Consider the following 25,873-nt stretch of genomic DNA (forward strand, 5'->3'; position numbering starts at 1 on the left):
TGAAGGGAGGAGCCTAGCCGGTCGAATCCTACTCCGCCAGCGCGCCCTCGTCGTCGGCGCCGGTCGGCGCCAGCCGCACCCAGGCGTCGAGGGCCCGGCCGATGCCGAGGCCGACGAGGCCGCAGAAGCTCAGCGACAGGCCGATATGGAGGAAAAGGGACGCATCAGACATTGGACTCACCCGACTTGAAGGATCAGAGGTGAACCGCGAGAGGCTACGCCTCCCGTGGTTCCGGTTCATGGGCTCCCTGTGGCTTGGGGCGGTGCTACTTGAGGCGGTGCTACGAGCACCACCTTCGAGGGCTGGCAGCGCCTGCTTCGAGGGATGCGGGCATCCCGGTCAGGAGAGGTGTCGCACCGCCTTTGGGCGGAACGATGGTCCTGATGTGGCGCCAGGCTAGCCCGGGCCGGCCCCGATCGGCGGTGTGCTCCCGCACCTTGACCGTCCGGGCCATCACGCCCCCTCCGCGAGCACCCGCTCGGCGAGGGCGAGGCCGCTCACGTAAGCGAACTCGACCCGCGGCCCGAGGCAGCCGTCGCCGGCGAAGCCGAGGCCGGCCTCCGGCGCGAACAGGCAGGGCTCGCCCACCGCCCGCTCGACCGCGGCGTAGCGCCAGCGATGGGCGGCGCGGTGGCGGATCTCCCCGACGGGGATACGGTCGCGCAGGGCGGCGACGAGGCGCTCGGCGACGTCGTCCGCCGTGCATTCGAGGTTGGCGCGAGACCAGGACGGGGAGGCGTGCGCCACCAGCGTGGACGCGCCCTCGCGCCCGGGCTTGCTGTCGTTCCGGGCGATCCAGGCGAGGATTGCCTCCGGATCACGGTCCTCGCGCACCGGGGGATTCGGCAGGGAAGGGCCGTCATGAGCCAGCATCAGGGTCCAGCACGGGGCGTAGCGCACCTCGGCGACGCCCGGCAGGTCCTGCTCCGCGCTCGCCAGGAGCGCGAGGCTCTGCGGCGACGGGCAGGTGAGAAGAACGTGCGAGAAGGTGGCGTCCGCGGCGAGGGCCGTGCCGTCGGCCTCCGCCAGGCGCCAGCCACTCTCCTCCCGCACGAGGCGGCCGACGGCGCGGCCGCAGCGCAGATCGATCCCGTCGAGGAGGTCGCGCACCGGCGCCGACATCCCGGGCACGCCGACATGCCGGCCTTCGCTACCCCAGGGGCCCGCGACGCCCCGCGCCGTCCAATCCTCGACCAGGGCGGCGAAACGCGGGTCGCGGGCGGTGAAGTACTGGGCACCGTGGTCGAAGCGCAGGGAATCGGGGCCGCGCCGCGTCGCCATCCGGCCGCCGGGGCCGCGGCCCTTGTCGATCACGACGACCCGCCGGCCCGCATCGCTCAACCGGCGCGCCGCCGCGGCGCCGGCGATACCCGCCCCGACGATCGCGATGGTCCCGTCCTGGTCCAATCCCGCCGCTCCCACGCTGTCGCCTCGCCATCAGACGCTGCGTCAACGCACGACAATCCCTGTGGTGCCAATCAATCGTGCGAAATCTCTTATGGCGAAGCCTGGAACTTGTCGCGGCTCGCTTGAGGCCCCGAACTTGCAGCGATAAGGCCACGCTTCACTTGACCCTCCCGTCTCCTGCCTCTGAGGATCCCCGTTCCGTGCCGAATCTCGAAACCGTCGTGAGCGAGATCGCCGACGAGATGCGCCAGCGTCCCGACCGCGGCGAGGTGGCGCGCTACATCCCCGAACTCGCCCGGGTCGATCCCGGCCATTTCGGCCTCGCGGTGATCGCCGCCGACGGGACGGTGGCGGCGGCCGGCGATTGCGACGTGCCGTTCTCGATCCAGAGCATCTCGAAGGTCTTCACCCTGACGCTGGCGCTCGGCATGGTCGGCGACAAGCTGTGGCGGCGGGTCGGGCGCGAGCCCTCGGGCAGCCCGTTCAACTCCGTCGTCCAGCTCGAATACGAGCGCGGCATCCCCCGCAACCCGTTCATCAATGCGGGCGCGATCGCCGTCACCGACCTGATCCTGTCGCGCCACCAGCCGCGCGAGGCGCTCGGCGAGATCCTGCGCTTCATGCAGTTCCTGGCCCAGGACACGAGCATCACCATCGACGAGGCGGTAGCGGCCTCCGAGCAGCGCACCGGATTCCGCAACGTCGCGCTCGCCAACTACATGAAGTCGTTCGGGGTGATCGACAATCCGGTCGAGTACACGCTCGGGGTCTACTTCCACCACTGCGCCATCAGCATGACCTGCCGGCAGCTCGCGGTGGCGGGACGGTTCCTGGCCCATTCGGGCCGCGATCCCAGCACCGGCCTGTCGGTGGTGCAGGCCGAGCGGGCCAAGCGCATCAACGCCGTGATGCTGACCTGCGGCCACTACGACGGTTCGGGCGAGTTCGCCTACCGGGTCGGCCTGCCGGGCAAGAGCGGCGTCGGCGGCGGCATCCTGGCGGTGGCGCCGGGCAGAGCCTCGATCGCCGTGTGGGCGCCGGGGCTGGATGCCGCCGGCAATTCCCATCTCGGGCGCATCGCCCTGGAGCGGCTGACGAAGCGCCTCGGCTGGTCGATCTTCGGCGAGTAGGGCGTCCGCCCCGCCTGCTTACGGCTTGCGCGCGCGCTCCTCGCGGATCGCCTCGTCGTGGTAGCCGCCGCTCGCCGGCATGATCTGCGGGCCGCGCTCGCGCGGGGCCGGGGCGGGCAGCGCCCAGTCGTTGCGGCCGCCGCGGCTGCGGCCGCCGGCCGGGAACGCGTAGATCTTCGCCGTGATGCGCGGGCCGGTGGTGCTCATGGAGATGGCCTCCCGTGAGGGCCGTGCGGTCTCGCGACGGCCTCTGAGATTCGTAACGAAGTGTGCCCGGGAAGTGCGCCGTTTGACCACGGAAAAATCAGTGGTTGGCTACAATTCGTGCATGCCTCCGCTTGCGCCGTCGCGCGAATTGGCGGGTGTGGCGCTTCGCTGTGCGTCCTGATGCTCTGGCGCGCAACCGGGCAGGGCACCGCTTCGACGCCCGCGGCAGAGGGTGCCGCCGGGTCGCCCCCTCCGTCGGGGGAGCTCGAAAACGTTTCGTTCCTGCGATCGTTCCGCGCTCGGGCGGGATTGGCACGGGACGTGCAAGCCAGGGGATGCCGCTGGCGGGTGATGGGCGCCGACGAGGAAGCCGGGCTCCATCGGAACCTGAAGAGAGACGCGAGATGACCAAATACAAGCTCGAGTATATTTGGCTTGACGGCTATACGCCGACCCCGAACCTTCGCGGCAAGACCCAGATCAAGGCCTTCGACAGCTTCCCGACCCTCGAGCAGCTCCCGCTCTGGGGCTTCGACGGCAGCTCGACCCAGCAGGCCGAGGGCAGCTCCTCCGATTGCGTGCTGAAGCCCGTCCGCCACTTCCCCGACCCGGCCCGCAGCAACGGCGTCCTGGTCCTGTGCGAAGTCATGATGCCGGACGGCAAGACCCCGCACCCGTCGAACAAGCGCGCCACCATCCTCGATGACGAGGGCGCCTGGTTCGGCTTCGAGCAGGAATACTTCTTCTACAAGAACGGCCGCCCGCTCGGCTTCCCCGAGACCGGCTACCCGGCGCCGCAGGGCCCGTACTACACCGGCGTCGGCTACTCGAACGTCGGCTCGGTCGCCCGCCAGATCGTCGAGGAGCACCTCGACCTCTGCCTCGCCGCCGGCATCAACCACGAGGGCATCAACGCCGAGGTGGCGAAGGGCCAGTGGGAGTTCCAGATCTTCGGCAAGGGCTCCAAGCGGGCCGCCGACGAGATGTGGATGGCGCGCTACCTGATGCAGCGCCTCTGCGAGAAGTACGAGATCGACATCGAGTACCATTGCAAGCCGCTCGGCGACACCGACTGGAACGGCTCGGGCATGCACGCCAACTTCTCGACCGCCTACATGCGCGAAGTCGGCGGCAAGGAGTACTTCGAGAAGCTGATGGCGGCCTTCGGGGATGCCCGCGAGGACCACATCGCCGTCTACGGCCCGGACAACCACATGCGGCTGACCGGCAAGCACGAGACCGCCTCGATCCACACCTTCAGCTGGGGCGTGGCCGACCGCGGCGCCTCGATCCGGGTGCCCCACAGCTTCGTCAACAACGGCTACAAGGGCTACCTCGAGGATCGCCGTCCGAACTCGATGGGCGACCCCTACCAGATCGCCTCGCAGATCCTGAAGACGATCTCGACCGTCCCGACCGAGGTCTCGGCCGCGGCCTGAGCCTTCTCGGAGTGGTGAGAGACTGAGCGGCGCGGGTCCGAAGGGGCCCGCGCCGTTTTTCTATTTTGCACTCTCCTGTACACGGCAAAGTTGAGCCGACGTGAATTGTCGTGCCGCTCCGCCCTTTCCCGGACGACTGAAACGAAGTGGAAGGAGATCCGGGATCCAGCGCAAGAAGTCGCGAAGCGTCTTTATCTCTGTAACGTTGTAACAGACAGAGCCGCTTCGCGGCACTTCTTTTGCTGGATCCCGGATCTCCTTCCGCTGACGCTCCAGTCGTCCGGGAAAGGGGGAGAGTTACGACGGCGCGCGAGCGGCGGGCACGGCGTCTTTGCCGAAACGCACGTGCCGGCGCCGCCTCACGGGCTGAAGATCAGCGTCAGGTAGGTCAGGAACACGACGAGGTGCACCGCGCCCTCCAGCACCGTGGTGCCCTGGCGCGAGAAGGTGATGACGCTGAGAAGCAGCGTCATGGCGAGCACCGCCATCTCGGCGGGCGCCAGCCCCAGCACCACCCGCTGGCCCGAGATCAGGCCGATGCCGAGCACCGCCGGCACGGTGAGGCCGACGGTCGAGGTGACGGCGCCGAGGCAGAGGTTGATCGCGCGCTGGAGCTGGTCGCGGCGGATCGCCTTGACGGCGCTGATGCCCTCCGGGGTGAACACGATGGCGGCGATGATGACGCCGCCCAAAGCCGAGGGCGCGCCGAGCGCCTTGATGCCGTGGTCGAGGATCGCCGCCAGGCTCTTCGACAGGAGCACGATCGGCAGGAGGCTGGCCAGCAGCAGGCCGGCATGGCGCAGGATCGCGCCGCGGCCGGCATCCGGGTGGGGCGCTTTCTTCTCCACGGTGGCGCCCGGCGCGACGAAATCGGTGAAGAAGTCGCTGTGCCGGCCGGTCTGGAGCAGCAGGAAGATGCCGTAGAGCACCACCGTCAGCACCGAGAACGCCACCGCCTGCAGGGCGGTCAGCGAGCCGTCCGGGGTCGAGGTGGTGAAGTTCGGGAGGATGAGCGCGATGGTGGTGAGCGGGATGATCGCCGCCAGGTAGGCGCTGGCGCCGTCGAGGTTGTAGTTCTGGCGGTGGTGGCGCAGGCCGCCGAGGATCAGCCCGAGGCCGACGAGGCCGTTCATCACGATCATGATGACGGCGAACATCGTGTCGCGCCCCAGCGTCGGGGCGGCCTTGGCGCCGAGCATCACCGCGGCGACGAGCGCGACCTCGATGACCACGATCGACAGGGTCAGGATCAGGGTGCCGTAGGGCTCGCCGAGGCGGTCGGCCAGTTCCTCCGCCTCGTGCACCACCCCGAAGGCCGACCACAGGATGACGGAGAACAGCCAGGCGAACAAACCCGCCGCCACCAGCGGCGCGTCGAGCCCCCCGAGCCAGCCCCCGCCGAACACCGCGAAGGCCGCCACCGTCGCCCACGCCATCCCGAGCCGCACGATCATCATGTGCCTGAAAGCCCCCGAACTGCCCCGCTGGCTCAAGGGTAGGGCAGGGACCGGGGGCGTCCAGGCGTCAGCAAGGGTAGAGGAAGGCGTCAGCTCGGGCAGGAAGCGTCAGCCCCGGTGGGCGAAGGCCCAGTACAGCTCGCGGGCCTTGCGGAAGAGCGGCCCGGGCGCGAAGGTCCGCTCGTCGAGGGCGGTCACCGGCACGACCTTGGCGAAGTTGCCGACGGAGAAGATCTCGTCGGCGCCCATCAGGTCGTCGACCGTGAGGGTTCTCTCCACCACAGTCACTCCGGCCTCGCGCAGGAGCGCGATCACCCGGCCGCGGGTGATGCCGGCCAAAAACGTGCCGTTCGGCACCGGCGTATGGACCACGCCGTCACGGGCCATCAGCACGTTGGCGGTGGCGAACTCGGCGACGTTGCCCAGAGCGTCGCGCATCAGGGCGTTGCCGAAGCCGCGCGAGGCCGCCTCCGCGATCGCCCGGGCGCTGTTCGGGTAGAGGCAACCGGCCTTGGCGTCGAGGGGGGCGGAGTCCGGCGTCGGGCGCCGGAACGGCGACACGGTGGCGGTGAAGCCGGTCGGCGGCGGCATCGGCGCCTCGTAGAGGCACAGGCACCAGTTGGTCGAGGCCGGGTCGAACCGCACCGCGCCCCCCAAGCCCCCTTCGGCCCAGTACATCGGCCGGATGTAGAGCGCGGCGTCGGGCGCGAAACGCCCGAGCCCGTCGCGGACCAGTTCGGCCCAGGTGCCCTCCGCCACCACCGGTTCGAGGCCGAAGGCGGCGGCCGAGCGGTTGATCCGGGCGAGGTGGAGGTCGAGGTCGGGGGTCACGCCCTCGAAGGCCCGGGCGCCGTCGAACACCGTCGAGGCGAGCCAGGCGGCGTGGGTGCGCGGCCCCATCATCCGCACGTTGCCCGGGTGCCAGGCGCCCTCGAAATAGGTCCAGGTGTCTTCGGTGAAACGGTCGTCGGATCTCGTCGGCTCGGCCATCGCGCACTCCCAACTCTCGCTGACCCCATGATCGCGCGCCCCGGCGGGTGCTGTCCACGCGGGATGATCGTCCGGGAGAGAGAGGGGCGGGAGAGAGGGGGGATTGAGCGCGACGCGTGTCGGGCCGGGCTCGTGTCAGGCGAGGGTTGCGTCAGGCGACATCGAAATCGCCCGAGCGCCGGGCCAGCAATTCGAGGGTGCGGATCACCGCCATGCCGACGCGGTCGGCATCGAACATGCCGTCGTCGGTCGCCGGCTCGACGCCGACCGGGCCGACCTGTCCGCCGGGCGTGTCGATCACGACCTGGTAGACGTCGCCGCGCAGGGCCGAGCGGGTGCGCACGAGCGACACGGCATGCGTGCCGACCTCGCCGTAGGTCTTGATGTACTGCACGGGAGCGCTTGCCGCGGGTTTTCTCCCGTCCTTCGCTCGGGCCTTGGCCGCACGCTGGAAATCCGGACGGATGACGTTGTCCATCTGCCTCTCCCGCTGGTTGCCGTTTCAGTCCGTCATGGTTGCTCTTCGGTTGGGTCGATCGTGCCGTCCGGCCCGTTGCCGGATCGGTCGGCGGCGACGATCCCGCCGCGGCGCGTTTCCTCGCAATGTTCCGGCAGGGGGTCGGTTCCTGCCGAGCTTCATCACGTATTCCGGTATCGCATGGCCGGATTGCGTGCAGATTGCGCGGAATGTTGCGCGCGCCGGACGCAACAATGCCGCCCGCGGCGGGAGCCGGGGCGGCATTGTGAGAGGAAACGGGAGGGAAGGGGACCTCCGCACCGTTCGCGCCACGCGGACGGTGCGGAGCCGGATCAGTCGTCGCGGCGGTGGCGGTGCATCCCCGGATGATGGCGCGGCCCCATCGGCCGGGTCAGCATGGCGGCACGCTGCTTCTGGGCCTGGTCGAGGGTGGCGTAGAGCGGCTGCGAGGCGTCGGCGAGCTTGCGCAGGGCGTCCGAGCGTGCCGCGAGCGCGTCGGCCCGGGCCCGGATCGCGTCGGGCGCGGCCTCGGCCACGGGATCGCGGTCGCGCCCGCGCCGGGCCTCGCGCTGGTCGCGCCGGACCTTGGCGAGGTTGCGCATCGCGTCCTCGACCGGCGGCCACAGCTTCTCCTGGTCGGGGGTGAGCTTGAGGCCGGCATGCAGGGCCGCGACGCGCGCGTCGGTGAAGGCCTGGACGTCCTCGGCGCTGAGGCGGTGCGGGCCCTGCCTATCGCCCGCATGGGCGATCTGCATCGGCTTTTGCGCGTCCGGCGCCTGCGCCAGGGCGCCGCCGAGCATCCCCGCCCTCAAGAGTCCCGCCAAGATACCCGCCAAGGCGCCGGTGGTGAGAAGGCGTTGCATGACTCGAAGGTCCCCGTGCGGCCGCCCGTCGGGCCGCCGAGACCGCAGATTGCGCGCCGCCGGATGGCCCGGACCTCGCCGCCGGATTACGGTTTCGTCACCCGGCGCCGGTCGAGGACCTGGCAGACGACGATCACCGAGCAGAACACCGGCGCGACCGGCGTGGCAGCCGTCTGGCCGCTGCGTCCCTGCCCGCCATCCGCGGCCGCGCGGAGTGGTCCGAAGAAGATCGTGGTCATCCCCAGCCTCTGTCGTCCCCACGGCCGTCCCGCCGAACACGGGCGGCGATCGTAAGCCTTGCCGATCGGGCTTTGCCGATCATGAGCCCTGTCATCGGCAGACGACACGTTAGCGACGGTCGGCGTAACCTCACCGATGGGCGTAGCCTCGGGCGCGAACGGAGCAGGACGCCGCCAGTGCGGCCTCTCGCCGGCGCCACGCGTCCGCCGGGGCGATTCTCATGCGCTTCGTGTTTCCTGCGATTCGCGAAAGGCGACGCTGAAACCCCCTCTTTCGCCGTGACGTTAGTGCTTGCTCCCAGGGCCGCGATCGAGGCTGTTCCGCATCCGAGAGCGTCCGTTGACCAGGGGGTCCACCGCGTAGAGCAAGGTGTCCCATGCATCGTCGTCTCGCACTGACCGCCATCGCCTCGGCCGTGGCGATCCCCTCCTTCGCCACCATGGCGCTCGCGCAGCTGCAGGGCGGCCCGACCGCGGCGGCCACCGGCAACAGCGGCGCCCGGATCGGCGAGGCCGAGGCCCGCGCCATCGCCGACACCCTCGCGGCGGGGTCGGCCTCCCTCGCGGCGAGCCGCGTCGCGCTCACCAAGGCCTCCGACGACGACGTGAAGCAGTTCGCACGCTTCGAGGTCGCCGAGCAGGAGACCATCGCCGACGTGCTGAAGGCGATGCGCGACCCAACCCAGACCGCGTCCGGCCAGGTGAAGCCGCCGGCCGAGCCCGACGTAACCGGCCAGCTCGACCCGAAGGGCAAGGCGATGCTGGACAAGCTCGAACAGGCCAAGTCCGGCAAGGCCTTCGACAGCGAGTACATCCGTGGCCAGATCGAGGGCCACCAGGCGCTCCTGAAGATCCAGGAGGCCTATCTCGGCAGCGGCAAGGACCGCGAGATGATCGGCGTCGCCAAGCTCGCCCGCGGCCAGATCCGCGAGCACCTGGCGCTGCTCGCCGACATCGAGAAGGACCTGAAGGACTGAACGACGAGAAGCGCCCCCGGGCCTTCGGGCTCGGGGGCGCATCCACTCGTCCGACTCGTCCCGACGAACGCCGGAGCCTTCGCCCGGCGCCGAGGGCGGAGCCTATCCCTCGGCGCCGCCGCCCATCATCCGCTGCATCTGGGAGAGCTGCGAGAGGTGCAGCCGGATCAGCGGCATGGCCCCGGCGGCGATGCGGCGCAGGGCCGGATCCTCGCCGCTCTGGGCGTAGGAGCCGTGGATCATCTGCGCCTCCCGGTGGCCCTGGAGCGAGGCGTTGACGAAGGCGGCGTCGTATTGCGGACCGCCCTGGAGGCCGGAGAGCTGCGCCTGGATCTGGGCCTTCTGCTCGTCCGAGGTCATGCCGCCGGGAGCCGCCCCGCCGCCGGGAACCCCGAGCACCCCGCCGACAGTGCCGACCGCCGCGCCGGCGACGCCGCCCGCGACCGCCAGCGGTGCTCCGACCAGGCCGCCGACGAGACCGCCGGGACCCGGCCGGCCGCCGCCGACCGGTACCGCGACGTCGCCGCCGGTCACGCCGTCGATCTTGTTGGCGAGGTTGACCTGCTCGGTCACCTCCGCCCGCGCGAAGCGCTTGACCCGCGGGTTGCCGGTCTTGGCGAAGGCGTCGCGGGCGGTGTTCTCAAGGAAGAGGCCGCCCTTGGTGGCCATCGCCAGGTAGACGGGCGTCGGCATGGCGCCGGCCGGCGTCGGCTGGGCCACGGCGGTGCGGGTGACCGCGAGGGCGGCGGTGGCGGAGAGCATGCTGACCAGGACGTCGCGACGATGCATGGATGGGGCTCCTGCGGAGGGCACGCATTCCGGCGCCCATGGGCCCGGATGCTCGGGGGGGGTAAATTTCTCGCCCGACCGACGTTCCGTTCCACCACAGCCCCGATCGCAACCGCGGCGATATCGCGCAGGTCCCGAGCGGGCCCGACCCGGGCGTCAGGCCCGCCGCGGCCAGGGTTCCGCCCGCTTCCGCCGCGTCCAGCGCCGCCACGGCCGGCTCATCAGGACGAAGGCCAGCACCACGCCGGCGGCGTACCAGGCGTGCATGCTCTCGTAGCCGCCCTCCGGCGTCCAGGCGAAGCCGCCCAGGAACACGTAGGAGACGGCCGCCGCCAGGGCGCGGAAGGCGAGCAGCCAGGGATGCTGCAGGAGCGGGTCGTCGTTGAAGGCCGCGAGCCCGAGCCCGGTCAGGGCGAAGAGCAGGCCGCCGAGCGGCAGGCCGAGGAACAGCGAGAGCACGGCGCGCAGGAAGAGGCCCGGCCAGTCACGGCGGGTGCGGGCGGGCGCTGGGGTGTCGGTCACGGTCGTGTTCGGCATCGGCTTTCGGCGCTGGCGGGCCGCGCCGACATCCGGGTGGGATCGGCGCGGCCGCGACGGGACAAGCCACCAGCGTGTAGCCCAACCCGCGCCCCTGGCTCCAGGGTGTCGCGCGGTCAGCCGGTCAGGTTCGGTGTGCCCGGCCCCGGCGCGGCTGCCAGCGCGTGTCCCGGTAGAGGTCGGCGACCCGGTCCCTTGCGCGCGCAGCGACGACGCCCGCCTCCGCTCAGGTCTCCAGCTCGCTGTCCCAGTACAGGTAGTCGATCCAGGTGTGGTGGTACTGGCGGTGGTCGAATTCCGGCTGGCGGCGGTGCAGCTCGTGGCGGCTCGGCCGGCGCGGCTCGTTGAGGAGGGGCATCTCGGCCTCCTCGGGGGTGCGGTTGGCCTTGCGCAGGTTGCACGGGCTGCACGCTGCGACGACGTTCTCCCAGCTCGACAGGCCGCCGCGGGAGCGCGGCACCACGTGGTCGAAGGTCAGGCCGCCCGAGGGCAGGCGCAGGCCGCAATACTGGCACGAGAACGTGTCGCGCAGGTAGATGTTGTAGCGCGTGAAGGCCGGGCTGCGCGCCATGGCGACGTAGCTCTTGAGCGCCACCACGCTCGGCACCTGCAACGAGCGGCTGGGCGAGCGCGCCTCGACGTCGTAGCTCGCCACCAGGGTGACGCGGTCGAGGAACAGGGCCGTGAACGCATCCTTCCACGACCACAGCGAGAGCGGATTGTACGAGAGCGGCCGGTAATCCGCGTTGAGCACGAGGGTTTGAAGGTCCAGCATCATCCTGCCCTGGCGACGGGCCGACCGCAGCGAGGGGAGCCGGCATGATGCCGGTCCTCGCGGTGCTCGCCAGGAGAGGGGATGGGGACCATCGCCTATCCTCCGAGCCGGTCGGGAAGAGTGGGGGGAAGAGTGGGGGGACTGGGCATATGCCCGCGCCGGCCGCCCGGGGAGCGGACGCCGGGGGGCGCGGCCGGGATGCGATCCGGGCGCCGTCTGGGCTGCTGATGAGGGGCGATCACCGACATCCTCCCGCAGCAGAACGAAAAGGCCGAGTCCATTGGGGCTTAGTCTAATAGCAGCATGACAGGGTTGTGAAGGTTTCGGGCCGGGGCGTCTCGTCACGCCTCACACGAATCTGCCGCCTCCGGGATTCCGGGGCGGGATCCCGCCCTGGAGGCGGCGGGCGGCCCGGATTGTCGCCCCCGGATTTTCGCCCCCGGATTTTCGCCCCCGGATTTTCGCCCCCGGATTTTCGCCCCATTGATCCGCGATGCCGCGGACCGTCTCGTTTCCCTGGTCCGGTTCCCTCGTCCGGACGGATGACCTAGGTAGACGGCTCGAACCGACCCATCGCGAGGACAGCCGGCCGCCGCGCCGCTCGCCTCGCCGTGACCGACGGGCCGGGCCGCCGGGAGACGAGCCCGACACGCGGGTGAGAAGGATTGCGCATGAGACAGCTCCGCCGATGGACGATCGCCCTGGCGGCCGCTTTGCTGAGCCCCGGGCTCGCGGCGGCGCAGGGACAGGTATCACCGGGACATGCGGCGAAGCCGGAGCGGGCGTTAGTCGCGCAGGCGCCGGCGCCCGCCGGCAAGGGGGACGCGAAACCCGCCGCCGCGCCGGCGGACGCTCCCAAGGAAGCGCCCAAGGAAGCGCCCAAGCCCCCGCCGCAGACCCCGATCTCCGAGCAGATCAAGCAGATCCGCGCCCAACTCGACGCCGAGAAGGCCGACCTCGACCAGCGCGAGCAGGCGCTCACCCACCGCGAGCTGAACAAGGACGACCTCGCCCTCCTGCGCGAGGGCATCCCGCCGGTGGCCGACCGGCTGCGCCAGGTCGTCGACCAGCTCGGGCCGCGGCTCGACGCCGCCAAGGAGCGGCTGACCCAGCTCGGGCCCAAGCCCAAGGAGCCCGAGGGCGCCGACGTGGCGCAGGAGCGGGCCCAGCGCGAGGCCGGGGTCGCCGAGATCGACGACACCCTCCGGCTCGCCCGCTCGCTCCTGGTCCAGAGCGAGCAGATCACCGACCAGATCAGCAACCGCCGCCGCGCCGCCTTCACCCGCGCCCTGTTCGAACGCACCGACGGGCTGGTGAGCCCGAACCTGTGGATGCGCGCCACCAACGACCTCAGCCGCGACCTGCGGGCGCTGAAATCCTCCCTCGACGACTCCGTGAGCCAGGTCCAGCGCCGGGGCACGGCGCTCAACCTCTTCCTGCTGGCGCTGGCGATCGGCGTGTCGGTGGCGCTCTATGTCGGGCGCCGGCACATCGCCCCGCGGATCGGCCACCGCTCGTCGAAGACCGCGCAGCCGAGCCGCTACGTCCGGGTCATGGCGGCCTGGCGGGTCTTCCTCGTCGGCGCGGTGCCGGCGGTGCTCGGCAGCTTCCTCGTCGGCTACACCCTCGACCTCACCGAGCTCCTGCCGGTGCGCCTCATGCCGGCGGCCCACCGGATCGTCGCCTCGCTCGCCTTCGTGGCGGTGGTCGAGGCGATGGCCGACGCGCTCCTCTCGCCCGACCGGCCGGCCTGGCGCCTCGTCGCGATGACCGACGCCACCGCCGAGCGGCTGAACCGCCTCGTCATCGCCATCGCCTCGGTGATCGCGGTCGGCCGCACCATCGAGGGGCTGAACGAGGGCATCTCGCTCAGCCTGCCGGTCACCATCGTCACCAAGGGCGTCTTCGCCGCGGTGGTCGCGGTGGTGCTGGCCGAGGGCCTGCGCCGGTTCGCGGCCCGCGCCGAGACCGACGAGGCCTGCCTCGGCCCCTACATCGCGGCCGAGTCGACTACCGGCATCGGCGGCCCCTTGCGCATCCTCGGCTGGATCGTGGTGGCGGCGATCGGCGTCTCGGCGCTGGTCGGCTACATCGCCCTGTCGTCGTTCCTGATCGACCAGCTGATGTGGACCGCGATCGCCGCGGCCATCCTGTACCTGGCGATCTCGAGCGTCGACGCCGTGGTGGCCTCCGCCCTCCAGGACGATTCCCGCATCGCCACGGCGCTCCAGGCCAATACGGGCCTGCGCAAGCGCTCGCTCAACCAGATCGCGGTGCTGATCTCGGGCTTCGTCCGGGTGCTGCTGCTCACCGCCGCCGGCGTGCTGCTGCTCGCCTCCTGGGGCGTCGACTCCACCGACATCTTCGCCTGGGCGCAGGCCGCCTTCTTCGGCTTCACCGTCGGCGGGGTGACGATCTCGCTCTCGACCATCGCCATCGCGATCGGGCTGTTCACGCTCGGCCTCGTCATCACCAAGGCGGTGCAGCGCTGGCTCGAGAACACCTACCTGCCGGCCACCGACCTCGATCCGGGCCTGCGCAACTCGATCTCGACGGTGAGCGGCTATGTCGGCTTCCTGCTCACCATCGCGCTCGCCTTCTCCTACCTGGGCCTGAGCCTGGAAAAGCTCACCATCGTGGCCGGCGCCCTGTCGGTCGGTATCGGTTTCGGCCTGCAATCGATCGTCAACAACTTCGTCTCCGGCCTGCTGCTGCTCTGGGAGCGGCCGATCCGGGTCGGCGACCTCGTGGTGATCGGCGACAACGAGGGCTATGTCCGCCGCATCAGCGTGCGCTCGACCGAGATCCAGACCTTCGACCGCTCGGCGGTGATCGTGCCGAACTCGAACCTGATCTCCGGCGTGGTGAAGAACCGGGTGCGCGGCGACCGTACCGGCCGGGTGACGATCACCGTGAGCGTCCTGCGCAACCAGGACCCGGTCCACGCCGCCGAGCTGATCGCCGGCTGCGCCAAGGCCCATCCGGAGGTGCTGAAGGAGCCGCCGCCCCGGGTGGTGTTCCGCAAGATCGGCGATCCCTTCCTCGAATTCGAGCTGATCGCGATGATCACCGACGTCGGCTCGCAGGCGAAAGTGCAGAGCGACCTCAACTTCGCGGTGTTCAAGACCTTGTCGGACGAGGGTCTCATCCCCAATCTCGGACCCGGTGCGAGCATCGTCACGGTCCAGGGGCTGGATGCGATGCAGGACGCCATGGGGCAGATCGCCCGCATGACGAGCCCTGCCGCCTTCCGCCCCGAGGCCCGGAACGAAGCGCGCCTGGAGCCCGAAGCCGAGCGTCGTCGAACCCCCGAGACCGTGCCGTGATCCTCCGTCCCGCCGCGCTGAAGCGCCTGACCAGTCTGGCCCTGCCGCTCGCCCTCGCCGCCTGCTCGGCGAGCGAGGCGACGCGGGTCTCGACCGGGGCGGCGGGACCGAGCCTGTACTGGCCGATGGCGGCGACGGGCGCCGAGATCGATGCGGGCGCCGCCCGCGACATGATCGCCGCCTACCGCCGCAACAAGGGGCTGCCGCCCCTCGCCCTCGATCCCGGCCTCCAGCGCCTCGCCGAGACCGAGACCGCCGCGATGGCCGCCGCCGGCCGGCCGAGCCAGGCCGACATCGTCAAGACCGTGGCGGCCCGGATGGGCTATCCGGAGCCGGCCGCCAACCTCTCGGCCGGCTACCACACCCTGGCCGAGGCCTTCTCGGGGTGGCGCGAGAGCCCGTCGCACAACGCCGTGATGCTCGATCCCGCGGCGACCCGGATGGGGATCGCGACGGCCTACGCGCCGGGCTCGAAGTACAAGGTGTACTGGGCGCTTCTGGTGGCGAAGTAGCCGTGGTGAAGCGGCGGGACCCGTCCGACCCGGCATGAGGACCGGAGTTCCGCGAACCGCACGCCTCACCGTCCCGCAGCGACGCTCCTTTCCAGGCCGTATCCGGTCCTCGAAGCGCAGGTGACCAAGAGACACCGCGCACGTCATATCGTCCGGGCACCTTCGCGCCGCCGGCGAACGACCCCGGTTAAGACAATATTCGGCATCGGAGGAGGTGAGGCGTTCTAAAGCGGCCGTCTTCGCCCTACGTCATGAGCCTCGATGGAGGGACGGCACGTGGCATCGCAACCTGATTACAGTGACTCGGTCTGGGACGACTACGAGACCGAGGAAGCGAACGGCACGACCCGCACCTCGCTGCCGCCGCTCGTCCGCATCGGCATCGCGGTGCTTGTCGTCGCCCTAGCGGTCCTGGCACTGTCGCGGCTCTGAGGGCGGCAGCGATTTCGGGCAGCCTCGCTCGACGGGGTCCTGCCCCGGACGAGGTCCGGAAGGAGCGCGAGCGGCCGAGACGCCAGCAGCTCCTTTACGGAAACCCCACCCCCCGCGGTGTCGGCGGCGCCTCGTTGAGCAGCGTCACCGTCACCCGGCGGTTGGCCGGCAGGTAGGGGTTGTCGGGAAACAGCGGCTCGGTGTCGGCCTTGCCGGAGACGGCGGCGAAGCGGTCGGCGGACAGGCCGCTGCCGGCCAGGATCTCGCGCACGCTGACCGCGCGGCCGGCGGAGAGTTCCCAGGGCGGCGCGGCGGCGCGGCGGCCGGGGCGGTCGGCGGCGGTGTAGCCGGTCACAGCGATGCGGTTGGGCAGGCGGCGCAAGGTGGGGACGATCCGCTCCAGCACCTGGCGCGTACGGTCGTTCGGCCGGGTCGAGCCCTCCGGGAACATCGAGCGGTTGTCCTGGTCGACGAGGGAGATGTCGAGGCCCCGCGCCGTCACCTCGATCACGATGCTCTTCGACAGCTCGGCGATCTCCGGCAGGTCCTGCAGCGCCTGGCGCAGGGACGTCACCGCCAGGGCGAACCCGTCCTTGTAGGAATTGCGCTGGGTTCCGTCGGGCAGCACCTCGTCGGGGCTGGGCGGCTCGGGCCGGTCGGTGGACTTCTCGGGCGCGACGTCGCGGGTGTCGCGCGGCCGGGTCGCGCCCGGCAGGCCGTTCTTCTCGATGATGCCGTTGAAGCGCGACTCGCGGTTGTTGCCGAAGGCGTCGCGCATCGAGCCGGCCACCGCCTGGAGCTTCTTCTGATCCTGCGTCGAGTAGGCCGCGATCATCACGAAGAAACTCATCAACAGCGCCATCAGGTCCGCGAAGGTCACGAACCAGCCGTGGCCGCCATGGGCCCCGCGCTTCTTTCTAGCCACCGCTCAGGTCTCCTCGAAGCGCTCGCGCCGGAGTTCGCTCACGCCGCCTCGGCGGCCAGTTCTTCACGGTCCATCAGGCCGCTTCGGCGGCCATGTCTTCTCGATGGTTGTGCGGCAGGTAGGCGATCAGCATCTCGCGCACCAGCGAGGCGCTCTTGGCGTCGCGGATCAGCAGCACCCCGTCGATGATGAGCGTGCGCGAGACGTCCTCCTCCTCGAGCTTGACGTGCAGCTTGTCGGCGATCGGCAGGGTGATCATGTTGGCGATCAGCGCGCCGTAGAGGGTGGCGAGCAGCGCGGTCGCCATGGCGGGGCCGAGCTTCGAGGGGTCGGACATGTTGGCGAACATCGTCACCATGCCGAGAATCGTGCCGATCATGCCCCAGGCCGGGGCGCAGTCGCCGAAGGCGCGGTAGACCTTCGAGCCCTCGTCGAGATGCATCAGGAAGTTGTCGCGGTCGCGCTCCATCGTGTCGCGGATGAACTCGCGGTCGTAGCCGTCGGCGATGTAGCGCACGCCCTGCGCCAGGAACGGGTCCGAGATGTCGAGGTTCTCGATCGCCATCGGACCCTGGCGCTTCACCACGTCGGCGATCTTGGTGATCTCGTCGATCAGCTCGCGCGGCCGGATCGCCCGCATGTTGAAGGCGTAGCGCAGGCCCATCGGCACGCCGTGGACGATGACCGAGAAGGGAAAGCGCAGCATGGTGGCGGCGGTGGCGCCGCCGAAGATCACGATGACCGCGTGCTTGTCGAAATAGGCGGCGAAGTTGCCGCCGTCGATCATGATGAGCACGAACACGACCGCGATGCCGCCGACGAGGCCGGCGCCGGTTGCGATATCCATCTGAGCTCGGCCCCTTCATGCGCCGTCGCACGGCCCCGGTCGCGGCACCGGACGGTCGCGTGTGTCCTGGCCCGGAGGTTACGGGCAACAGGGTCAACGAACGGTAAAAATGCCGCTGCCCCGGACCCTCGCCGTCATGCGCCGTTCAGCGAGGATCTGTCATAGAGATGACCATGCGATCGAACGGCCGCCAAACAGGCCGCGCGCGGGGCAGGCGGCGGGCAAGCGTCCGGGCCGCACACAAGGGCATCTCATCAGGGTTCACCGTCGATGCGGTTGATCAGGCTCTACGTTCGGGTCATGGGCCAACTCGGGTCCGATCTGCGCCTCGGGGCGCTTCTCGCCGCCGCCAACGTCGCGCTCGCGGTGGCGGCCTTCGCCGAGCCGGTTCTGTTCGGCCGCATCATCGACCGCCTCACCCACCTGCCGGCCGGCGGCGCCGGCACGTCGAGCCTGCTCCTGCTGGTCGGCGCCTGGGTGGGCTTCGGGCTGTTCTCGATCGGCGCCGGCGTGCTGATCGCCCTCCACGCCGACCGGCTCACCCATCGCAGCCGGCTCTCGGCGATGGCGAACTACTTCGAGCACGTCCTCGACCTGCCGCTCGCCTTCCACTCCGCCAACCATTCCGGCCGGGTGCTGAAGGCGATGCTGGAGGGCACGAGCGGCATGGCCGCCACCTGGCTCGGCTTCTTCCGCGACCATTGCGCCGCGCTCGTCTCCCTCGTCGTGCTCCTGCCGCTGACGCTGTTCCTCAACTGGCAGCTCGGCTCGATCCTGGTCGCCCTGATGGTGGTCTTCACCACCCTCACCACCTTCGTCCTGCGCCGCACCGAGTCGCTCCAGGGCCAGGTCGAGGCGTACCATTCCGGTCTCGCGGCGCACGCCTCGGACGCGCTCGGCAACGTCGCGGTGATCCAGTCCTTCACCCGCGCCAAGGCCGAGAAGGAGGCGATGCACGGCATCATCCGCGACCTCCTCGCCGCCCAGATCCCGGTCCTGTCGTGGTGGGCGCTCGCCTCCGTCGCCACCCGCGCCTCGGCGACCCTGACCATGACGGCGATCTTCGTCACCGGCATCGTGCTGCACGGCCACGGGATGGCGACCGTCGGCGACGTGGTCTCGTTCATGAGCCTCGCCACCATGCTGGTCGCCCGGCTCGACCAGGTCGTCGCCTTCGTCAACGGCGTCTTCCTGCAGGCGCCGAAGATGCAGGAATTCTTCGAGATCCTCGACACCGTGCCGGCCGTCCACGACCGTCCCGGCGCCCGGTCGGTGGCGCGGCTCGCAGGTGACGTGTCGTTCGAGGACGTGCGCTTCTCCTACGACGGCCGCCGCCCGGCCCTCGACGGGGTGTCCTTCACGGCCCGCGCCGGCGAGACCGTGGCGCTGGTCGGCACCACGGGCTCGGGCAAGTCGACGACTTTGGGGCTCCTGCACCGCGCCTTCGACCCCGATGCCGGCACGATCCGCATCGACGGCGAGGATCTTCGCGATATCGGCCTCTCGTCCCTGCGCCACAACATCGGCGTGGTGTTCCAGGAGCCGATGCTGTTCGCCCGCTCGATCCGCGAGAACCTCCAGGTCGGCCGTCCCGACGCCACCGACGCCGAGATGCTCGATGCCCTGGAGCGGGCCCAGGCCGCGGAATTCATGGCGCGCCAGCCCGACGGGCTCGACACGGTCATCGGCGAGCGCGGCCGCTCTCTGTCCGGCGGCGAGCGCCAGCGGCTCTCGATCGCCCGGGCTCTGCTCAAGAACCCGCCGGTCCTGATCCTCGACGAGGCGACGAGCGCGCTCGACGCCGCCACCGAGCGCAAGCTCCAGGGCGCGCTGGAAGCCGTGATGGAGGGGCGCACCACCTTCGTGATCGCCCACCGCCTGTCGACGATCCGCGACGCCGACCGCATCCTGGTCTTCCACGAGGGGCGGATCGTCGAGAGCGGCACCTTCGACGAACTGGTGGCCGAGGGCGGCCGCTTCGCCGAACTCGCCCGGGCCCAGTTCATGGCGGCCGCGCCGGAGCCGGATTACGCGATGGCGGCGTGAGGCAGGTCTGCCCCCCGGTCCATCATACCCTCCGCGTCATCCCGGGGCTCGCCGCAGGCGAAAACCCGGGATCCATAACCGCGGAGGGTTCCGGACGATGCGGCCGCCCTTCCGCTCTATTCTGAATCGTCAGCGTTTATGGATCCCGGGTTCCGCTTTCGCGGCCCCGGGATGACCCGGAGGGTTGGCATTCAGCGTCGAGGGGGCCCCCGGATCTGGCTGAGCCTGCCTTAGTCCTCACATCAGCTTCACCGTGTCCCGCCGGGTCTGCGCCCGCGCCTGGAGCCTCCGGCGGCGGGCGGCGATCACCGTGCCGTTGATCTCGCCGCCGAACAGGAACATCGCGGCGAGCCAGTAGACGAAGACGAGGAACACCATCGCGGTCGCCAGGCCCCCGTAAGTCGAGACGTAGGCGCTCGAGAACCGGTCGAGATACAGCCCGAAGCCGAGGCCGGCCAGCACCCACAGCCCCAGGGTCACGGCGATGCCGGGCAGCACCATCGTGACCGGCCGGCGCCCGGCGGCGATGAACTTGTGGGCGATCACCAGCACGCCCGCCACCAGCAGCACCGTCACCGTCACCCGGCCGACCGCGATCGTCAGGCCGAGCGGCTCCAGCCCCGGCGCCACCAGCACCAGCCCGCGCCAGACCAGGGGCCCGAGCACGACGAGGAAGGTGAAGGCCAGCATCGCGAAGGCGGCGCAGATGACGTAGCCGATCGATTCGAGCCGCGTCAGCCACCACGGCCGCATCTCGCGCAAGCCGTAGGCCCGGTTGAGCCCGACCCGCAGGCTCTCGACCCCGCTCGACGAGAAGTAGAGCGCCAGCACCGCGCCGAGCGTCAGGAGGCCGCCGCGCTGCTCGGTCAGCACCCGGTGGACCTCCCCGGCGATCGGCCCCGCGACCTCGCTCGGCCAGATCTCGAACAGGAGGTTGCCGGCCTCGTCGGCGAGCGACTTGGTGCCGAACACGCCGGCGAGCGCCGTGAGCAGGATCAGGAACGGGAACAGCGAGGTCAGGAGCGAGAGCGCGATGTGGCTGGCGATCGCCCAGCCGTCATGGGCGACGAAGCGCTGCGCCGCGATCGCGGCGATCTCCAGGGCGGTGCGGGGACGGATCACGGCGCGCGGGCTCTCGGGCTGGACGACGTCATGAAGCCCTCCGGTCTTCCGGCTTCCGGCGGATCTCGCGATCACCGGCAGACCGCTCGCCCGGCGGGCCTTCCTCTCCGGCAGGCATACTGTCGCCGGCGGACTCGTTGCCTCAGGTAGAGCGCGCGCCCCCGTCCTGGAAAGCCGGGCGGCCAGAAATCCGTCGCCAGCGTCCTTCCGGGCACGGCGGCCGCGTTCACCCCGAGGCCTGCGCCGGGGGCGGGGCGAGGTGGCCAAGGTGCCGGTTGCGGAACGGCCGCGCTCGTGCTCGTTGCGCAGGCATCATGAGCCGCCTTCTGCCCCCGTCCGATGCATCCCTCTCATAAGGCAACCTGGCCCACCCGCCTGGCGCCGGGCCTGTTCGTCCTGATCTGGGCCACGGGCTTCGTCGTCGCGCGGCTGATCGCGCCCCATGCCGAGCCGCTGACCTTCCTGGCCGTGCGCTTCGGCCTCACCGCGATCGTGCTGACGGGGATCGCCCTCGCGGTCGGCGCGACCTGGCCCCGGGGCTGGCGCGGCTGGCGCGACGCGATGGTGGCCGGCATCCTGATCCACGGCCTCTACCTCGACGCGGTGTTCTGGGCGGTGCATCGCGGCCTGCCGGCCGGCATCGCCGCCCTGGTGGCGAGCCTGCAGCCGCTCCTGACCGCCGCGGTGGCCGGGCCGCTCCTCGGCGAGCGGGTCTCGGGGACACGCTGGCTCGGCATCGCGGTCGGCCTCGTCGGCGCCGGGCTGGTGCTGGCGCCGAGGATCGGCGCGGCCGGGGCCTCCGGCGGCATTCCGCCGGAGGCCCTCGGCGTCTGCTTCTGCGGCACCATCGCCATCACCCTCGGCACCCTGTGGCAGAAGCGCACGGCCGCCGCCGTCGACCTGCGCACCAACGCCGCGGCGCAGTTCGTCGGCGCCCTGCTGCTCACCCTGCCGCTGGCGCTGCTGACCGAGCGGGGAGAGTTCGACCTCTCGGTGCCGCTGCTCCTCGGCCTCGCCTGGGCGGTGCTCGGCTTGTCGGTTGGCGGCATCCTGATCCTGCTCGGGCTGATCCGCCGCGGCGCGGTGGCGGGGGTCGCCGCGCTGTTCTACCTCGTGCCGCCGGTCTCGGCCGCGATGGCGTTCGGGCTGTTCGGCGAGACCCTGGCGCCGGTCCAGCTCCTCGGCATGGTGGTGGCGGTGGTCGGGGTGGCGATCGCGAGCCGCGGTTAAGCCCCTAGTGGGATTCGCGGCTTTAGGCTGGCGGCGCCTCGGAGATCCGCCCGCATGCTGCGCCACGCCCTGATGATCCCGGTGCTCGCCGCCGGCTTGGTGCCCGCGGGTTCGGCGCCCGCTGCGGCGGATGGCGCGTCCGAGGCGTATCGCCCGGCGCCCGCCGGTCAGGTCCGGGTGCATGTGAGGGACGAGCGGTACCGGCCGGCCGTGCGGCATGTCCGCCAGCATGGCCGGCCGGGGATTCCTCGGCTCGTCGCCGCCCCGGTCCAGCCGGTTTCCTACGGCGAGACCGACGGCACGGTCTTCCACGCCTGGTTGCCGCGCAACACCAACCTGCCGATCTACAACATCCCGCCGCCGTACTTTCCGGAGCCGTGACGGGCCGCCCCAGTCGATCGACGGTCATGCCACTCTCCATGTCATTCCGGGGCCGCGCAGCGGAGCCCGGAATCCAGATCCGCAGGTGGTGAAGAACGAAGCGTACCGCGCTTCGCTTTACCCTCAACGATCAGAGGTTCTGGATTCCGGACTCCGCTCCGCGGCTCCGGAATGACGCGGAGGATCCTGAATAGCTGGAGGCCAATCAAACAGGTTTTGACAGAGTCCGCCCAAGCTCCGAGCCGCCATCGTCCAGCCCTGACGATCGGCCTGGATCGAAGCGGGGCATCGCGGCGTTAGACCTCTCGTGGAAGTCCGCCAGGGAGCAGAGCCGTGCCCGAGCCGTCCGTGCCCGATGCGATCGCACCAGCCCGCGATCTCGCACCGCCTCCGTCGATCCTGCCGGACCCCGACCTGCGCCTGATCGACCTCGCGGCGCCGGCCCAGCCCGACCGGCTCGACGAGGACGCGCGCGCGCACCTCGCCCGCGCCGGGCAGGACGCCCTCGACGATTGCCTGCGCCGCTTCGCGCCCGAGGAGCGCGCGGCGTTCTGGCGCGCGATCTGCCGGTGCTACAACCGGCCGTACAATCCCGTGGACGCCGCGCCGGAGGAGATGGGAATCGCGATAGCCCCCGTCGTCGCCGCGCAGCAGGAATCCGATCCGCCGCTGCCCGATCCGCACGTGATCGAGGCCGTGCGGCCGGGCCGCGAGGGCGCGGCTCCCGACGCCGCCCTGTGGTGACCGTGCGGTCCCGGTGAGCGGGCCGCCCGCCGCGCCGCATCCCGTGCCCGCCCTCGACGAGCAGGCGCGACGGGTCGCGGCGGCCGGCCGGGTCCTCGCCTGCGAGATCGTCCTCCTCGGCCTTGCCGTGCAGAGCGCCTGGTTCGAGGCCTGGGCGCAACCGCTCCTCGACGCGGCGGAGGCGCGGGCCGCCTTCCTCGCGCGCCGGGCCCGCCGCGACCGGCTGATCCGCCGCGGCGTGCCGGCCCACCTCGCCGGCGAGGCCCTGCGGCTCGTGCCGCGCGGCGGCCGGGCCGACCGGGCGGCGGCGGATCAGCTGCCGTAGCTCTGCACCAGCGAGCCGGCGACCAGGGTCCAGCCGTCGACCAGCACGAAGAAGATCAGCTTGAATGGCAGCGCCACGGTGGCGGGCGGCAGCATCATCATGCCGACCGACATCAGGATCGACGCGACCACGAGGTCGATGATCAGGAATGGAATGAACAAGAGGAAGCCGATCTCGAAGGCCCGGCGCAGTTCCGAGATCATGAAGGCGGGGGTCAGCACTTCGAGGCCGACCGCGTCGGGCGTCGCCGGCGTCGGGGCCCGGGCGAGGTCGAGGAAGAGCTTCAGGTCCTTCTCGCGCACGCTGCGCAGCATGAACGCCTTGAACGGCTGGCTCGCCCGCTCGAAGGCCTGGGTCTGCTGGATCTGCCCGGCGAGCAGCGGCTCGATGCCGGTGCGGTAGGCCTCCCGCGCCGTCGGCGCCATCACGAAGGCGGTGAGGAACAGCGACAGGCTGACGATCACCGCGTTCGGCGGCGCCGTCTGGGTGCCGAGGGCCGAGCGCAGGATCGACAGCACCACCACGATGCGGGTGAACGAGGTCGCCATCACCAGCACCGAGGGCGCCAGCGCCAGCACGGTGATGAGGGCGACGAGCTGCAGGGCCCGCTCGGTGACGCCGCCGCTCGGGCCGAGATCGACCGTCAGGCTCTGCGCCACGGCCGTCCCGCCCGACAGGAGAAGCAGGGCGAGCGCCGCGCGGCAGAGCGTCGCGAGACGGGGAATCGGAAGGGAGCGTGAACGGGGAGGCGCCATGGCGGCGCACCCTGGGCCGCCTCGGTGCGGCCCGCAAGCGCCGCGCCCGCCTCAGCCACCGAGGGCGGGCGGGCGCGGTTCCGGTGCAACAGCCCGGAGGCCGGACGGTCAGCGCTTGTCGAGCGGCCGGCCGAGGAGGCGGGCGAACTCGGCTTCGATCTCCTCGACCGAGAACGGGTTCTGGACCGAGGCCGGCTTCGCAGGCGGGGCCGGCTCCTCCGGCGGCGGCGGTGGGGGAGGGGGCGGCGGCTCCGGGATGGGCTCCGGCTCCGGCGGAGGCGGCGGGGCCGGCTCGGGCTCGGGCGGCGGGGGCGGCGGCTCGGGCAGCGGAAGCGGCGGCTCCGGCGGCGCGGGCTCCGGTTCGGGTTCCGGCGGAGTCGGAGGCGGGGCCGGCTCGTGTCGGGGAGGCTCCGGCAAGGGGGGCACGGGCAGGGGCGGCACCGCGACCGGCTCCGGCGGCGGGCTCGCCACCGGGGCGGCCGGGCGGGCCGGCGCCACCGCCGAGGAGGGACGGCGCAGGGCCTCCTCGAGCTGGCGGGCCATGTCGTTGAGGATCGCCGCGTCGACGTTGCGCGGCTCGGCCCCGCGGGTGCCGGCCGGGGCGGGCGCCGGCTCGGGCGGCAGGACCGGCTCCGGCATCGGCGGTGGAACCGGCACCACCGGCGGCACGGGCGCCGTGAAGGCGGGCGGCTCGGCGGGCGGCACTTCGAGGGGCGGCGGCGTCTGGCGGGCGGCGCGCAGGCTCGGCGGCTCGACCCGGCGCGAGGCGTTGAAGCGCGAGGCCGGCCGCGACGGCTCGGGCCCGAGATCGGGCATCGGGACGTCCGGCCGTGGGCCCGGGGCGAAGGCGGCGGCGACCCGCTCCGGCTCCGGCGCGGACGGCCGCGGCAATTCCGGCTCGGGGAAGGGCGGGGGCAGCGGCGCCGGCTCGGTGCCGGCCGGCAGAAGCGGGGCCTCGGCCTCCGGTTCCGGGCGGTCGGCCAGCTCCGCCGAGACCCGGGCGGCCCCGGCGCGCACGATGTTGCGCTCCACCACCACGTCGTTGGGACCGCCGACCAGCAGCAGATGCTCGGTGTTGTCGCGCCGCAACAGGATTAGCTGGCGCTGCCGGTCCAGCTCGTAGATGTCGACGATGCCGAGCCGCGGCTGCCGGCTGCGGCTGGTCCCGCCATTGCCTCCCAGGGTGAGGCGTCCCCGGGCGAACCGTTTCGCCCCGAAAGCGAACAGGCTGAGGAGCACGACCATGATCAGGAAGACGATCAGGTAGGAGAGCAAGGGCGAACCGTCCGTCCCGAGGATCGAGGAGAGCAAAGCGCGGTCTCTCAGATGAGGCGCACCCGGGGTACGCCGACGATGGGGAGCCTTCTAGCACGGCTGTGGCCGGCCTGCGCAGGGGACGTTTACATATCGTTAACAGCTTTGAGAGGTGTTGCGGATCAGCCGTGCGGGACGCGCGGACAGGCATCGTCTTAACCAGGTTTTAACCATGCGCTAGGCAGATTGTGCCGGTCGAAACCCGGAAGGCCCGCCCGTGTCGGTCACCGATCTCCCCCTCGTCGCGATGTTGCGCAACCGGATGCAGTGGCAGCAGACGCGCCAGAAGGTCCTGGCGGAGAACGTCGCCAATGCCGATACGCCCGGCTTCCGGGCGCGCGAGCTCAAGGCGCCGCGCTTCCGTCCCGACGGCAGCCTCGCCGCCGCCGGCCTGCCGGGCGTCGGCATGGAGCGCACGAGCCTCGTGCACCTCGCCGGCACCGGCCAGGCCGCCCCGGCCGAGGAGCGGACCGGCACGCGCTTCGAGATGATGCCGAGCGGGAACGCGGTGAGCCTCGAGGACGAGATGCTGAAGGCCGCCGGCAACCAGGGCGACTACCAGCTCGCCAGCCTGCTCTATCGCAAGAGCCTGCAGACCCTGCGTACCGCGGTCGGCAAGTAAGCC

At 71.2% G+C, this 25,873-nt stretch carries 28 protein-coding genes; 12 read left to right on the forward strand and 16 right to left on the reverse strand.

Translation table 11 applies throughout. From position 1 onward, the window contains the following. Window positions 1-28: 28 nt before the first annotated feature. A complete protein-coding gene (locus tag BM430_RS34590) occupies window positions 29-172 on the reverse strand; it encodes a hypothetical protein (RefSeq protein ID WP_177302962.1) in 144 nt (47 codons plus the stop codon). A 282-nt stretch (window positions 173-454) separates the two neighbouring features. Beyond that, a complete protein-coding gene (locus BM430_RS06950) occupies window positions 455-1,408 on the reverse strand; it encodes an NAD(P)/FAD-dependent oxidoreductase (protein ID WP_093566520.1) in 954 nt (317 codons plus the stop codon). 200 nt (window positions 1,409-1,608) lie between these two features. Between BM430_RS06950 and BM430_RS06955 the strand changes: the two genes are divergently transcribed. Next, window positions 1,609-2,538, forward strand: a complete 930-nt coding sequence (locus BM430_RS06955; RefSeq protein WP_093566521.1) for a glutaminase — start codon at window positions 1,609-1,611, stop codon at window positions 2,536-2,538. Between the two features lie 18 nt (window positions 2,539-2,556). Here the strand turns inward: BM430_RS06955 and BM430_RS06960 are convergent, their stop codons facing one another. Then, a complete protein-coding gene (locus BM430_RS06960) occupies window positions 2,557-2,745 on the reverse strand; it encodes a DUF2735 domain-containing protein (RefSeq protein WP_093566522.1) in 189 nt (62 codons plus the stop codon). Between the two features lie 404 nt (window positions 2,746-3,149). Here BM430_RS06960 and BM430_RS06965 point away from each other — a divergent pair, with 404 nt between their 5' ends. Beyond that, on the forward strand, window positions 3,150-4,184 hold the full coding sequence (locus BM430_RS06965) for a glutamine synthetase beta-grasp domain-containing protein (protein WP_093566523.1): 1,035 nt from the start codon (window positions 3,150-3,152) through the stop codon (window positions 4,182-4,184). Between the two features lie 359 nt (window positions 4,185-4,543). Here the strand turns inward: BM430_RS06965 and BM430_RS06970 are convergent, their stop codons facing one another. The 5 genes from BM430_RS06970 to BM430_RS34595 all read right to left on the reverse strand — a co-directional run bounded on the left by BM430_RS06970 (window position 4,544) and on the right by BM430_RS34595 (window position 8,211). Further along, the gene (locus tag BM430_RS06970) at window positions 4,544-5,641 is read right to left on the reverse strand and encodes a calcium:cation antiporter (RefSeq protein WP_093566524.1); all 1,098 of its coding nucleotides are present in this window, start codon (window positions 5,639-5,641) and stop codon (window positions 4,544-4,546) included. A 108-nt stretch (window positions 5,642-5,749) separates the two neighbouring features. After that, the gene (locus tag BM430_RS06975; RefSeq protein WP_093566525.1) at window positions 5,750-6,631 is read right to left on the reverse strand and encodes a branched-chain amino acid aminotransferase; all 882 of its coding nucleotides are present in this window, start codon (window positions 6,629-6,631) and stop codon (window positions 5,750-5,752) included. Between the two features lie 151 nt (window positions 6,632-6,782). After that, window positions 6,783-7,109, reverse strand: coding sequence for a hypothetical protein (locus tag BM430_RS06980; protein ID WP_093566526.1), 327 nt, complete (start codon window positions 7,107-7,109; stop codon window positions 6,783-6,785). 332 nt (window positions 7,110-7,441) lie between these two features. Continuing rightward, window positions 7,442-7,972 carry a Spy/CpxP family protein refolding chaperone gene (locus BM430_RS06985; RefSeq protein WP_093566527.1) on the reverse strand — a complete coding sequence of 177 codons (531 nt, stop codon included), beginning with the start codon at window positions 7,970-7,972 and terminating at the stop codon, window positions 7,442-7,444. 86 nt (window positions 7,973-8,058) lie between these two features. Further along, a complete protein-coding gene (locus BM430_RS34595; RefSeq protein WP_177302963.1) occupies window positions 8,059-8,211 on the reverse strand; it encodes a hypothetical protein in 153 nt (50 codons plus the stop codon). A 377-nt stretch (window positions 8,212-8,588) separates the two neighbouring features. Here BM430_RS34595 and BM430_RS06990 point away from each other — a divergent pair, with 377 nt between their 5' ends. Next, window positions 8,589-9,188, forward strand: a complete 600-nt coding sequence (locus BM430_RS06990; protein ID WP_093566528.1) for a DUF4142 domain-containing protein — start codon at window positions 8,589-8,591, stop codon at window positions 9,186-9,188. A gap of 102 nt (window positions 9,189-9,290) precedes the next feature. On the opposite strand, the gene BM430_RS06995 is transcribed toward BM430_RS06990, so the two are convergent. The 3 genes from BM430_RS06995 to BM430_RS07005 form a co-directional block, all read right to left on the reverse strand. Next, complete coding sequence (locus BM430_RS06995; protein WP_093566529.1) at window positions 9,291-9,977, reverse strand: DUF4142 domain-containing protein; 687 nt, start codon at window positions 9,975-9,977, stop codon at window positions 9,291-9,293. Between the two features lie 156 nt (window positions 9,978-10,133). After that, window positions 10,134-10,514 (reverse strand): hypothetical protein, encoded by a 381-nt coding sequence (locus tag BM430_RS07000; RefSeq protein ID WP_093566530.1) that lies wholly within the window; start codon window positions 10,512-10,514, stop codon window positions 10,134-10,136. Between the two features lie 226 nt (window positions 10,515-10,740). Next, entirely contained in the window at window positions 10,741-11,289 is a 549-nt protein-coding gene (locus BM430_RS07005; protein ID WP_093566531.1) for an HNH endonuclease, read from the reverse strand. 671 nt (window positions 11,290-11,960) lie between these two features. On the opposite strand from BM430_RS07005, the gene BM430_RS07010 reads away from it, so the two are divergent. The 3 genes from BM430_RS07010 to BM430_RS34600 all read left to right on the forward strand — a co-directional run bounded on the left by BM430_RS07010 (window position 11,961) and on the right by BM430_RS34600 (window position 15,559). Then, entirely contained in the window at window positions 11,961-14,615 is a 2,655-nt protein-coding gene (locus tag BM430_RS07010) for a DUF3772 domain-containing protein (protein WP_093566532.1), read from the forward strand. Beyond that, on the forward strand, window positions 14,615-15,127 hold the full coding sequence (locus BM430_RS07015) for a CAP domain-containing protein (protein ID WP_093566662.1): 513 nt from the start codon (window positions 14,615-14,617) through the stop codon (window positions 15,125-15,127). Before BM430_RS07010 ends, BM430_RS07015 begins: the two co-directional genes overlap by 1 nt. Before the next feature lie 276 nt (window positions 15,128-15,403). Beyond that, a complete protein-coding gene (locus BM430_RS34600; protein WP_177302964.1) occupies window positions 15,404-15,559 on the forward strand; it encodes a hypothetical protein in 156 nt (51 codons plus the stop codon). A gap of 94 nt (window positions 15,560-15,653) precedes the next feature. Here the strand turns inward: BM430_RS34600 and BM430_RS07020 are convergent, their stop codons facing one another. Together BM430_RS07020 and BM430_RS07025 are read right to left on the reverse strand one after the other, a co-directional pair. Further along, a complete protein-coding gene (locus BM430_RS07020) occupies window positions 15,654-16,484 on the reverse strand; it encodes an OmpA/MotB family protein (protein WP_093566533.1) in 831 nt (276 codons plus the stop codon). Between the two features lie 73 nt (window positions 16,485-16,557). Continuing rightward, window positions 16,558-17,331 carry a motility protein A gene (locus BM430_RS07025; RefSeq protein ID WP_093566534.1) on the reverse strand — a complete coding sequence of 258 codons (774 nt, stop codon included), beginning with the start codon at window positions 17,329-17,331 and terminating at the stop codon, window positions 16,558-16,560. 270 nt (window positions 17,332-17,601) lie between these two features. On the opposite strand from BM430_RS07025, the gene BM430_RS07030 reads away from it, so the two are divergent. Beyond that, entirely contained in the window at window positions 17,602-19,377 is a 1,776-nt protein-coding gene (locus BM430_RS07030; protein WP_093566535.1) for a glucan ABC transporter ATP-binding protein/ permease, read from the forward strand. A 237-nt stretch (window positions 19,378-19,614) separates the two neighbouring features. On the opposite strand, the gene BM430_RS07035 is transcribed toward BM430_RS07030, so the two are convergent. Continuing rightward, window positions 19,615-20,496, reverse strand: a complete 882-nt coding sequence (locus BM430_RS07035) for a YihY/virulence factor BrkB family protein (RefSeq protein ID WP_093566663.1) — start codon at window positions 20,494-20,496, stop codon at window positions 19,615-19,617. Window positions 20,497-20,838: 342 nt separating this feature from the next. On the opposite strand from BM430_RS07035, the gene BM430_RS07040 reads away from it, so the two are divergent. The 4 genes from BM430_RS07040 to BM430_RS07055 all read left to right on the forward strand — a co-directional run bounded on the left by BM430_RS07040 (window position 20,839) and on the right by BM430_RS07055 (window position 23,179). Then, on the forward strand, window positions 20,839-21,729 hold the full coding sequence (locus BM430_RS07040) for a DMT family transporter (RefSeq protein ID WP_093566536.1): 891 nt from the start codon (window positions 20,839-20,841) through the stop codon (window positions 21,727-21,729). 54 nt (window positions 21,730-21,783) lie between these two features. Next, window positions 21,784-22,110, forward strand: a complete 327-nt coding sequence (locus tag BM430_RS07045; protein WP_244539358.1) for a hypothetical protein — start codon at window positions 21,784-21,786, stop codon at window positions 22,108-22,110. Between the two features lie 333 nt (window positions 22,111-22,443). Continuing rightward, a complete protein-coding gene (locus BM430_RS07050; RefSeq protein ID WP_093566537.1) occupies window positions 22,444-22,854 on the forward strand; it encodes a hypothetical protein in 411 nt (136 codons plus the stop codon). A gap of 13 nt (window positions 22,855-22,867) precedes the next feature. Then, the gene (locus BM430_RS07055) at window positions 22,868-23,179 is read left to right on the forward strand and encodes a hypothetical protein (protein WP_244539359.1); all 312 of its coding nucleotides are present in this window, start codon (window positions 22,868-22,870) and stop codon (window positions 23,177-23,179) included. Here the strand turns inward: BM430_RS07055 and fliP are convergent. Then, on the reverse strand, window positions 23,167-23,934 hold the full coding sequence (gene fliP / locus BM430_RS07060) for a flagellar type III secretion system pore protein FliP (protein ID WP_093566538.1): 768 nt from the start codon (window positions 23,932-23,934) through the stop codon (window positions 23,167-23,169). The genes BM430_RS07055 and fliP overlap by 13 nt on opposite strands. 108 nt (window positions 23,935-24,042) lie before the next feature. After that, on the reverse strand, window positions 24,043-25,209 hold the full coding sequence (locus tag BM430_RS07065; RefSeq protein ID WP_143131971.1) for a hypothetical protein: 1,167 nt from the start codon (window positions 25,207-25,209) through the stop codon (window positions 24,043-24,045). Between the two features lie 256 nt (window positions 25,210-25,465). Between BM430_RS07065 and flgB the strand changes: the two genes are divergently transcribed. After that, complete coding sequence (gene flgB / locus BM430_RS07070; RefSeq protein WP_093566540.1) at window positions 25,466-25,870, forward strand: flagellar basal body rod protein FlgB; 405 nt, start codon at window positions 25,466-25,468, stop codon at window positions 25,868-25,870. Window positions 25,871-25,873: the final 3 nt, after the last annotated feature.

Origin of the sequence: Methylobacterium sp. 174MFSha1.1 (assembly GCF_900116815.1) — a bacterium.
GTDB lineage: Bacteria > Pseudomonadota > Alphaproteobacteria > Rhizobiales > Beijerinckiaceae > Methylobacterium.